The following is a 9,140-nucleotide window of genomic DNA, read 5'->3' on the forward strand; positions in this document are numbered from 1 at the left end:
TGCGGGGCGGTAAAGCCCCACGGGGTTGCAGAGATTCTTCAGCGCCAGCTACCTCAACTGCCGCCGCAACGCCTCGAAGAACAGCTCCGACTGCAAGCGCTCGGATTGCACCTGCGCCGCCACCTTGCCGGCCAGCACGGGATCCACCGGCGCCAGCGGCCGCCCCGTCGATTGCGCGAGCACCTGCGCCTGGCATGCGCGCTCCAGAAAGAACAGATCGTCGTAGGCGTAGTCCAGCCGCTCGCCGCATACGACCACACCATGATTGGCCAGAAACACGATATCCGCGCCCTGCATCGCGCGCGCGATGCGTTCGCCTTCGCTGATATCCAGCGCCAGTCCGTTGTAGTCGCGGTCGATCGCGAGCCTGCCGTGAAAGCGCATGGCGTTCTGCGACAGCGTGGTGTCCAGCGCCCGGTCCGAGGTCAGCGTCAATGCCGTCGCATGAGGCATGTGGGTATGCAGCACACAGGCCTTGCCGGCAATGCGATGGATGGCCGCATGAATGAACATCGCGGTCGGCTCCACGGCATGCCGACCCGCCAGCTTGTTGCCCTGGGCATCGATGAGCACGATGTCCTCGGCCTGGACCTCGTGCCACATCAGCCCGCGCGGATTGAGCAGGAAGAGGTCCGAATCGCCCGGCAAGGCCACGCTGAAATGGTTGCAGACGCCTTCGCCCAGGCCATGTGCCGCGGCCGCTCTCAAGGCCAGCGCCAAGTCGGCGCGCAGCGCGTGGACGGACTCTGACTGAAACAGCGCTTCTGTGAACTTGGAATCGTGGTTCATGACGGCCTTTGCAGATAAGAGGAAAGCGCTGGTCAGACCCAGCCCGCTTGGCGGAACAGGCCGATGACCTGGTCCAGGGTGGATACGGTAGCGTCGGGACGGTAGTCAGGCAAGGGTTGGCGTCCAGTGCCGCGGTCGATCCAGACACAGCGAAAGCCGATGTCGCGCGCGGCGGCATGATCGAGATGGGGGCTGGCGCAGATATGCACGACCTCGTCGGGCGTGACGCCCAGGCTGGCGTGTGCGTGGGCGAAGATCTGGCGCGAGGGTTTGTAGGCACCGGCTTGTTCGGCGGTGATGACGCGGTCGATGTGGCCGCCCATCTGCGCGACGTTGCCGGCGATGATGGCGTCATCGGTATTCGAGATGATGCACAGGCGGAAGCCGGCCCGCTTGAGCGCGGCCAGCGTGCCAGGCACTTCGGGGAAGGGCGGCATGGCCGAGATGCCGCCGATCAGCGTATCGGCGTCCTCCGGGTGATGGGCCATGCCCAGCTCGCGCATCGTCAGGCGCAGTGATTCCCGCGTGATGTCGGCGAAGCGCCGGTGCGGCGGCGTGCGTTCGAGCCGATGTTCATGAGCATCGTAGACGTGCAGGAACTGCGCCGGCGACGGCAGCGGGCCGCTCTGCGCGGAGCGGTCCAGGATGCGGGCGACGGCGGCGTGCAGGCCTTCATCCCATTGGATCAGGGTGCCATAGCAATCGAAGGTCAGCCATTGAGGCCGGGGAAGATGGGTGAGCGGCATGGAGAGTCCTCATGTTTGCGGATACGGCTGCGGGCAGGCGCGAAGCCCCTGGCCAGCGTAGTGCCACGCTTGTGAGTTGTAAAATTAATAAATAGACTGAAGTCAGTTGTTTATTGGATATCAATGCGCCATGCTTGATCTGGAATTACTCAGGACGCTTGTGTGCGTGGTCGATGAAGGCAGCTTCACGCGCGCCGCCAGCCGCGTGCATCGAACCCAGTCCACGGTCAGCCAGCAGGTGCGCAAGCTGGAGCAGACCGTTGGCAAGACCCTGCTGCTGCGCGACCGGACAGGCAGCAACGTGTCCGCCACCGAGGACGGCGAACTGATGCTGGCGTATGCGCGCCGCCTGCTGGCGATCGCGGACGAGGCGCAGCAAGTACTGTCGGCGCCGCGCGCGGCGCGGGTGCTGCGGCTGGGCATCCCGGAGGACTTCGACGTTGCGCGCCTGACCGTGCTGCTGGCGAAGTTCAGCGCCCGTCATCCGGACCTGCGCCTGGAAACCGTCAGCGGCATGAGCGCGGGCTTGCGCGAGCGCCTGGCGGCGGGCGAGCTGGAGCTGGCGTTGATCAAACGCGAACCGGGCGATGGTCCTTGCCTGGCGGCATGGCCCGAGGCCTTGGTATGGGTGGGAGAGCCGCGCGTCGTCCGCGAGGCGGCGTCCGTGCCGCTGGTGCTGTTTCCGCAGGGCTGCATCTATCGCAAGCGGATGATCTACGCGCTGGAAAGCGCCGGGCGCGCCTGGCACGCGGCGTACCACAGCCATAGCCTGGCCGGCGTGCAGGCGGCCGTGGCGGCGGGATTGGGCGTCAGCCTGTTGCCGGCCTACGCGCGCCTGCCGGGCCAGGCAGTGCTGGGCAGGAAGGACGGTTTCGAGGCCGCGCCGGCGACCGAATTGGCCATCGTGGGCGAGCATCGCGGCTTGTCCATGGCGCATCGGGATCTGATTGGCGCTCTGGAGCAGGCTATCGGCGGCCAGGATGCGGCTTGATGCCGCCAGTGACTTGGCGCGGTGTCAGGCCGGGATACCGAGCGGGAAGGGGGGCACGCGTCACGTGTACATACATGCCCACGGTTGCCGTGACGCGCAACGGCGATAGGCGTCCGGCAAATCCCGCGTGACGCCGGACTGACCGATTCAGTCCACGTCGCCGTCGACGTAGAACCACTGACCCTGCTCACGCACGAAGCGGCTGAGCTCATGCATGCGGTGCGCGCGGCCTGCCTGGCGGCTGCGCGCGACGAATTCCACGGTTGCGTGATCGGCGTCTTGCGTCTGCGCGCGCTTGATCGTCAAACCCAGCCATTTGAGATCGGCCGGGTTGGGCTCCAGCGCCGTGGGGCGCGTGTCGGGATGCCAGGTCGCGAGCAGATAGTCCAGTCGATCCAGCACGAAGGCGCTGTAGCGCGAACGCATCAGGGCTTCGGCGTCGGGCGCTTGCAGGAACTGCGGGCCGGCGTGCCAGCGGCCGCAGCATTCGGCATAGCGCTTGCCGCTCTCACAGGGACAGGGTTGCGCGGCGGCGTCGGCTTTGCGAGTCACGTGAGTAAGGGCGCTCAGGCCAGCAGGTCGTTGTATTCGGGGTGGCGCCGCATGTACACCGCCGCGTAGGAGCACAACGGGCGCACGCGCCAGCCCTGCGCGCGCGCCGTCTCCAGCGCATGGCGGGTCAACTCGGCGGCAATGCCGCGCCCGCCGACTTCGGGCGGAACGCCGGTGTGCACGATGGACATGATGCCGTCCTGCAACTGATAGTCGAGCACGCACGGCACGCCGTCCACGATCGCGGTGAAGCGTGAATGCCCTGCGTCGTGCGTAACGGAAATCGGGAGCGTCGTCATGGGCGGGAAATCCTGTGATGTTCGAGAAAGGCGGCGGATCATGCCAGGATACCAGCCCGCCGGCGCGACTCGCGCGGCGGGGCCTGGCTTCTCGGTCCGCCGGCCGCTCAGCGGCGCAGCGTCTTCAGCAGGGCCGTGAGATCCGCGTCGCGCGCTGCTGCCAGCTCGGCGATGCTGCGCCCGCAGGCTTCGGCATTGACGCCTGCGATCAGCCGCTGGCGCAGCTCGGGCGTGACCTCGGGCGCGCCCAGGTCATCCCACCAGGTCTGCACCGGCCCCAGCAGATGGTCCATGAAATGGCCCAATCCGCCCGCGCCGCCGCCCAGGTTGAAGGTCATGTGCGGGCCGAACAGCGCCCAGCGCAGGCCGGGTCCTTGAGAGACGGCGGCATCGATATCCGCCACGCTGGCGACGTTCTCGGCCGCCAGATGGATGGCCTCGCGCCAGACCGCTGCTTGCAGACGGTTGGCGATGTGGCCCGGCACTTCCTTGTTCAGGCGGATCGGGTACTTGCCCAGCTCGCGATAGAAGGCGATGGCGCGTTCGATCGTTTCCTCGGAGGTCTGCTTGCCGCCCACCACTTCGACCAGCGGGATCAGGTGCGGGGGATTGAAGGGATGGCCGATCACGAAGCGCTCGGGCCGCGCGCAGCCGGACTGCAGGCGGCTCATGATCAGGCCGGAAGAGCTGGACGCGACGATGGCATGCGCCGGCAGCGCGGCGTCCATGCGTGCGAACAGCGCGGTCTTGAAGTCTTCGCGTTCCGGCGCGTTTTCCTGCACGAAGTCCGCGTTCTTCAGGGCGGCCTCCAGGTCGGGCTCGAAGCGCAGCGCGTCGGGATTGGCGCTGGCGGCCACGCGACCCAGCTCGGCCAGCACCGGCCAGGCGGCTCGTACCCGTTCGCGGGTCAGCGGCTCGGCGTCGGGGGCCGGGTCGCTGACCACAACTTCCAGGCCGTGCGCCAGGAACAGCGCGGCCCAACTCGCGCCGATGGTGCCGGCGCCGACGATGGCGACACGACGGATGGCGGGATGCGTGGACGGATGCTGCATGGAAAGACTCCTGGTCGGTTGTGTAACGCCTGCATTGTGAAGCAAAGCGGGGACCGTTGCCATGACGCGGCGCAGACGGCAAGATACGTCCGGCCCAACCCATGCCAGGAGAGAAGATGGACAGCATCCAGGACGGACCCCATGCCCGCGCGGCGTCGAACGCAGGCGCCGCCGTGCCCTATTTCTGCCAATGGGAATCCGCCCACCTGGCCGGGGCCATCATCCGGCGCGAACTGGATCTGAAGGACGATCCGGCCTGGGCCGGCTCCGGCGCGGCCGACGTCGACGAGTACGCGCGCTGGGCCAGCCATGTCTGCGGCATGGCCTGCCTGAAGATGGTGCTGGCGGCGCGCACCGGACGCGTCCATCCCACGCTGGCGCTTGCGCGAGGCAGCCTGCCCTATGGCGCCTATACGGTGGACGGCGACGACATCAAGGGCATGATCTATGCACCATTCGTGCGCTATGTGGAAGAGGTACACGGCCTGCGCGCGCGCGTGCATGTGGACCTTGCAACGGCCGCGCTGCCGGCCTTGCTGGACGAGGCGGAGTTCTTCATGGCGTCGGTGCATCCGTCGATCCGCTGGCCCGACCAGCTGCCGCCCAAGAAAGGCGGACACCTGGTGCTGGTGACGCGCGCCAGCGCGGACGAGATCGTGTTCCACAATCCATCAGGCGAGCCGGCGGTCGACGGCCGGCCCGGCACACAGGCGGACGCGCGCGCGGCCCTCGCCGTGTTCGACCGCCATTTCGCCGGGCGCGGCGTGGCCATCCTGCGCGGCTGAGGGCGGTCGCGCGCCGCGTCAGCGATTGCGCGCGCGGCCCAGATAGCGGGCGGCCAGCAGGCCGGCACACAGGTAGCTGGCCGCGATGACGCCATAGGCCAGGGGCAGGCTGTCGTTCCAGTCGGGCGCCAGGTGCAGGATGGTGCCCATCAGCGCCACGCCCACCAGCGTGCCGGACTGGCGATTGGCGTTCAGCGCGGCCGCGCCGCTGTTGGCATGGGCGGTGCCCGATACCTGCATGACCAGGCTGGTCATGGCGGGCACCACAAGGCCCAGGCCCAGGTTGGCGCCGGTCGCCAGCAGCGCGAAGCACCAGTAAGGCATGCCGGGCGACATCGCGACGATGCTGGCCGCGCTCAGTACCGTGGCGATGGACAGGCCGCCCAGCAGCGCGGCCGACACATTCCAGCGCGCCGCGATGCGGCCCGAGGCCAGGTTGCCGATCGAGAATATCGCCAGCATCGGCACCATCTGGATGCCGGTCTGCAACGCGTCCGCGCCGCGCGCCTGCTGCAGGAACAGGCTGATCAGGAACAGCTGGCCGTAGCCGCCCAGATTGACCAGGAACCCCACGCCGTTCGCGGCAACGAAGCGCGGCGTTTCGAACAGCGCGCGCGGCAGGATGGGATCGGCGTGGCGCCGCTCGCGCCGCACCAGCAGGATCGCCGCCGCCAGCGCCAGCGCGATGGCCGTCGCGATGCGGGGAGAGGACCAGCCATAGGCATTGCCTTCGATCAGCGCGTAGCTGGCGGTCGCCAGCGCGGCCATGCCGAGCAGGTGACTGGACGCGTTGAGCGCGCGCGGACGTCGCGGCGCCTGCTGGATGCGGCGGCTGGCCAGCCAAAGACCCGCCAGCCCCAACGGCAGATTGATGAGAAAGATGCCGCGCCAGCCGAACTGATGGATCAGCACGCCACCCAGCAAGGGGCCCGACGCGCCGGCCACGGCCACGATGGCGGACCAGGCGCCCAGCATGCGGTTGCGGGTGCGTTCTTCCGTGTAGGCGGGCGTCAACAGGCTGAGCGAACTGGGCATGAACAGCGCCGCGCCCACGCCCTGCAGCATGCGGGCGGCGATCAGCGCGGGGCCGTCCGGCGCCATGCCGCATAGCAGCGAGGCCAGCGTGAACACGGCCAGTCCCGCCTGGTAGATGGTCTTGGCGCCGTAGCGGTCGGCCAGCGCGCCGGCCGCGAGCAGCAGCGCCGCGAAGGCGAGGGTATAGGCGTCGGCGATCCAGACCAGGTCGGTCAGCGGGACGCCGAACTGCGCGGCGATGCCGGGCAGGGCGACGTTGACCACGGTGACATCGAGCATGGCCATGACGAAGCCGATGGCCAGCGTGGCCAGCGGCATGAGACTGGCGGTCGCGGCGGGCGCGATGGGCACAGGGGCTTGAGTGCAGGCGGTGTTCATGGGGCATTGCGTTTCTTGAGGCCGGGGATGCCACTGTAGGCGCTGCGGGGAATGCAAAAAAGCCGTATAAATGCGTCTCCAGGATGCAAATTTGCATCAATGGCGGAGGCACTGAATCCGGGGAGCGGCATGGATTGGGACAATGCGCGGGTGTTCCTCGCGATCTATCGCAACGGCACGCTGCGCGGCGCGGCCGCGTTGTTGCAGATCGACCAGGCCACCGCGGGCCGACGTCTGGCCGCGCTGGAACGGTCGCTGGACGCGCGCCTGTTCCTGCGCACGCCGGCCGGCTACGTGCCGACCGGCGCCGGGGAGCTGGCTTTCGCGGCCGCCGAGCGCATGGAGCAGGCGGCCGACCAGCTGCAGCGCCAGATGCAGGGGCTGGATCATCGCCTGTCCGGCGTGGTGCGCGTGGCGTCCTCGGAGGCCATCGGCAGCTACTTCGTGATGGAGGCGGTCAAGCGCCTGCATGCGCGGCACCCGGACATCACGATATCGCTGTCGACCTCTATCAAGCTGAGCAACCTGACGCGGCGCGAGGCGGACCTGGCGATCCGCAACGTCCGGCCCGACAGTCCCGACCTGATCCATCGCCACCTGGCGCGCAAGGACACCGGGCTGTACGCCGCGCCGTCCTATCTGCGCCAGCGCGGCGAACCCAGACCAGGCACGGCCTTCGCGGGCCACGCGCTAGTGACCTATCAGCAGTCGGTGTTGCCGGGGTGGTCCGACGTCTTCTGCGGCGAGCCCACCGGCAACGGCCGCGTCGCCATCGAACTGAACTCGGCCATGATGATCATCGATGCCGTGAGGGCCGGGCTGGGAATCGGCGAATTGCCCGTGCACATGGCGGCGCGCCATCCGGAACTGGTCCGCATCTGGCCGCAGCGCGCCGGCTCCTATGACCTGTGGCTGGTGATGCACGGCGACCTGAACCGGACCGCGCGGGTGCGCGCCGTGGCCGATGCCATCGTTGAGGTGTTCGAGGAGGAATAGGCGCATGTCGCGCGCGGGCGCCGCCTATGGCTCCTGCATGGCATCGCTCATGACATGGCTTGTCGCCTCGCCCATGGCACCGCTTGTGGCCGCGCGCAAGCAGCGCTAAGGTTGACGGTCCCGTCTTGTCCGATGATCCCATCTACCAGGAGTCGCGCGTGTCCGAACTTTGGCGTCTGTCCGCCGCTGAGCTTGCCAGCCTGATCCGCAAACGTGAAGTGTCCGCCGTGCAGGCCGCGCAAAGCGCGCTGGCGCGGCTCGATGCCGTCAACCCCCGCATCAACGCCGTGGTCGATCATCGACCCGAGGACGCGCTGGCGCAGGCCGCCGCCGTGGACCAGCGGCTGGCGCGTGGCGAAGACCCCGGCCCGCTGGCCGGCGTGCCGGTCACGGTGAAGGTCAACGTGGACCAGGCCGGCTATGCCACCACCAATGGCGTGACGCTGCAGAAGGACGTGATCGCCAAGGCCAACAATCCGGTCGTTGACAACCTGCTGCGCGCCGGCGCGGTGGTGCTCGGTCGCACCAACACGCCGGCGTTTTCGCTGCGCTGGTTCACCAGCAACCAGCTGCACGGCGATACGCGCAATCCGCGCAATGCCGCGCTCACGCCCGGCGGCTCGTCGGGCGGCGCCGCCGCGGCCGTGGCGGCCGGCGTCGGTCATATCGCGCACGGCACCGACATCGCCGGCTCGATCCGCTATCCGGCCTACGCTTGCGGCGTGCATGGCCTGCGGCCCACGCTGGGCCGCGTGGCGGCCTTCAACGCGGCCTTGCCGGAGCGCTCGCTGGGCGGGCAGATCACCGCCGTGTCCGGTCCCTTGGCGCGCAGCATCGCCGACTTGCGCCTGGGGCTGGCCGCGATGGCCGCGCCTGATCCGCGCGATCCCTGGTGGGCGCCCGCGCCGCTGGAGGGGCCGGCCGCGCCCAAGCGCGTGGCGCTGTGTTTCTATCCCGATGGCCTGGAGACCGAGCCCGCGGTGGTCAAGGCGCTGCAGGACGCGGCCCGGCGCCTGGGCGAGGCTGGCTGGCGCGTCGATACGCTGGACGCGATCCCGCCGTTGAAGGAGGCCGCCGACCTGCAGATCCGCATGTGGCTGGCCGATGGCTACGACGCCATGGTCGAGGCCGCGCGCAAGGAAGGCGACCGGGGCGCCCAGGTCGCGCGGGCCGGGCAGCGCGAACGCGCCGCCGGCATGGACCTGGCCAGGTACTCCGCGCTGCTCACGCGGCGCGCCACGCTGACGCGGCAGTGGGAACTGTTCTTCGCCGAGTACCCGGTGCTGCTCTTGCCGGTGTCGGCCGAGCTGCCCTTCCCGGACCAGCTCGACCTGGCCGGCGACGAAGCCTATGCGCGCGTCTGGCGCGCGCAGATGCCGCAGATCGGCGTGCCGTTCATGGGCTTGCCGGCCCTGTCCGTGGCCATGGGCAGCGTGCCGGGCGCGAAGGGGACGATCCCGGTGGGCGTGCAGCTCATGGCGGGCCGTTACCGCGAGGACCTGTGCCTGGCCGCGGGG

The 9,140-nt window shown here is 68.9% G+C and carries 10 protein-coding genes; 4 read left to right on the top strand and 6 right to left on the bottom strand.

Annotated elements, in window-relative coordinates; translation table 11 throughout:
• Window positions 1-48 precede the first annotated feature (48 nt).
• Window positions 49-789: an aldolase gene (locus KDH83_RS27255; RefSeq protein ID WP_212321447.1), complete on the bottom strand. Its 741-nt coding sequence runs from the start codon at window positions 787-789 to the stop codon at window positions 49-51.
• Window positions 790-821: 32 nt separating this feature from the next.
• Complete coding sequence (locus KDH83_RS27260; protein WP_212321457.1) at window positions 822-1,535, bottom strand: haloacid dehalogenase type II; 714 nt, start codon at window positions 1,533-1,535, stop codon at window positions 822-824.
• 130 nt (window positions 1,536-1,665) lie between these two features.
• Here KDH83_RS27260 and KDH83_RS27265 point away from each other — a divergent pair, with 130 nt between their 5' ends.
• Window positions 1,666-2,526 carry a LysR substrate-binding domain-containing protein gene (locus KDH83_RS27265; RefSeq protein WP_212321459.1) on the top strand — a complete coding sequence of 287 codons (861 nt, stop codon included), beginning with the start codon at window positions 1,666-1,668 and terminating at the stop codon, window positions 2,524-2,526.
• Between the two features lie 147 nt (window positions 2,527-2,673).
• Here the strand turns inward: KDH83_RS27265 and KDH83_RS27270 are convergent, their stop codons facing one another.
• The 3 genes from KDH83_RS27270 to KDH83_RS27280 all read right to left on the bottom strand — a co-directional run bounded on the left by KDH83_RS27270 (window position 2,674) and on the right by KDH83_RS27280 (window position 4,429).
• Window positions 2,674-3,078 (bottom strand): YchJ family protein, encoded by a 405-nt coding sequence (locus tag KDH83_RS27270; RefSeq protein ID WP_212321461.1) that lies wholly within the window; start codon window positions 3,076-3,078, stop codon window positions 2,674-2,676.
• Between the two features lie 14 nt (window positions 3,079-3,092).
• Complete coding sequence (locus KDH83_RS27275; protein WP_212321463.1) at window positions 3,093-3,377, bottom strand: GNAT family N-acetyltransferase; 285 nt, start codon at window positions 3,375-3,377, stop codon at window positions 3,093-3,095.
• 107 nt (window positions 3,378-3,484) lie between these two features.
• Window positions 3,485-4,429 carry a 3-hydroxyacyl-CoA dehydrogenase NAD-binding domain-containing protein gene (locus KDH83_RS27280; protein WP_212321464.1) on the bottom strand — a complete coding sequence of 315 codons (945 nt, stop codon included), beginning with the start codon at window positions 4,427-4,429 and terminating at the stop codon, window positions 3,485-3,487.
• A 116-nt stretch (window positions 4,430-4,545) separates the two neighbouring features.
• On the opposite strand from KDH83_RS27280, the gene KDH83_RS27285 reads away from it, so the two are divergent.
• On the top strand, window positions 4,546-5,214 hold the full coding sequence (locus KDH83_RS27285) for a hypothetical protein (RefSeq protein ID WP_212321466.1): 669 nt from the start codon (window positions 4,546-4,548) through the stop codon (window positions 5,212-5,214).
• A gap of 18 nt (window positions 5,215-5,232) precedes the next feature.
• Here KDH83_RS27285 and KDH83_RS27290 read toward each other — a convergent pair whose 3' ends face one another.
• On the bottom strand, window positions 5,233-6,627 hold the full coding sequence (locus KDH83_RS27290; protein WP_212321468.1) for an MFS transporter: 1,395 nt from the start codon (window positions 6,625-6,627) through the stop codon (window positions 5,233-5,235).
• A gap of 129 nt (window positions 6,628-6,756) precedes the next feature.
• On the opposite strand from KDH83_RS27290, the gene KDH83_RS27295 reads away from it, so the two are divergent.
• Both KDH83_RS27295 and KDH83_RS27300 read left to right on the top strand, forming a co-directional pair.
• Window positions 6,757-7,623: a LysR family transcriptional regulator gene (locus KDH83_RS27295; protein ID WP_212321470.1), complete on the top strand. Its 867-nt coding sequence runs from the start codon at window positions 6,757-6,759 to the stop codon at window positions 7,621-7,623.
• 158 nt (window positions 7,624-7,781) lie between these two features.
• On the top strand, window positions 7,782-9,140 hold a 1,359-nt coding region (locus KDH83_RS27300), incomplete at its 3' end, for an amidase family protein (RefSeq protein ID WP_212321472.1).

Origin of the sequence: Achromobacter sp. Marseille-Q0513 (assembly GCF_018195695.1) — a bacterium.
Taxonomy (GTDB): domain Bacteria; phylum Pseudomonadota; class Gammaproteobacteria; order Burkholderiales; family Burkholderiaceae_B; genus Achromobacter.

Coding starts and splice junctions, on each gene's coding strand:
- KDH83_RS27255 (WP_212321447.1), bottom strand. CDS start 789: ATGAACCACGATTCCAAGTTCACAGAAGCGCTGTTTCAGTCAGAGTCC.
- KDH83_RS27260 (WP_212321457.1), bottom strand. CDS start 1,535: ATGCCGCTCACCCATCTTCCCCGGCCTCAATGGCTGACCTTCGATTGC.
- KDH83_RS27265 (WP_212321459.1), top strand. CDS start 1,666: ATGCTTGATCTGGAATTACTCAGGACGCTTGTGTGCGTGGTCGATGAA.
- KDH83_RS27275 (WP_212321463.1), bottom strand. CDS start 3,377: ATGACGACGCTCCCGATTTCCGTTACGCACGACGCAGGGCATTCACGC.
- KDH83_RS27280 (WP_212321464.1), bottom strand. CDS start 4,429: ATGCAGCATCCGTCCACGCATCCCGCCATCCGTCGTGTCGCCATCGTC.
- KDH83_RS27285 (WP_212321466.1), top strand. CDS start 4,546: ATGGACAGCATCCAGGACGGACCCCATGCCCGCGCGGCGTCGAACGCA.
- KDH83_RS27290 (WP_212321468.1), bottom strand. CDS start 6,627: ATGAACACCGCCTGCACTCAAGCCCCTGTGCCCATCGCGCCCGCCGCG.
- KDH83_RS27295 (WP_212321470.1), top strand. CDS start 6,757: ATGGATTGGGACAATGCGCGGGTGTTCCTCGCGATCTATCGCAACGGC.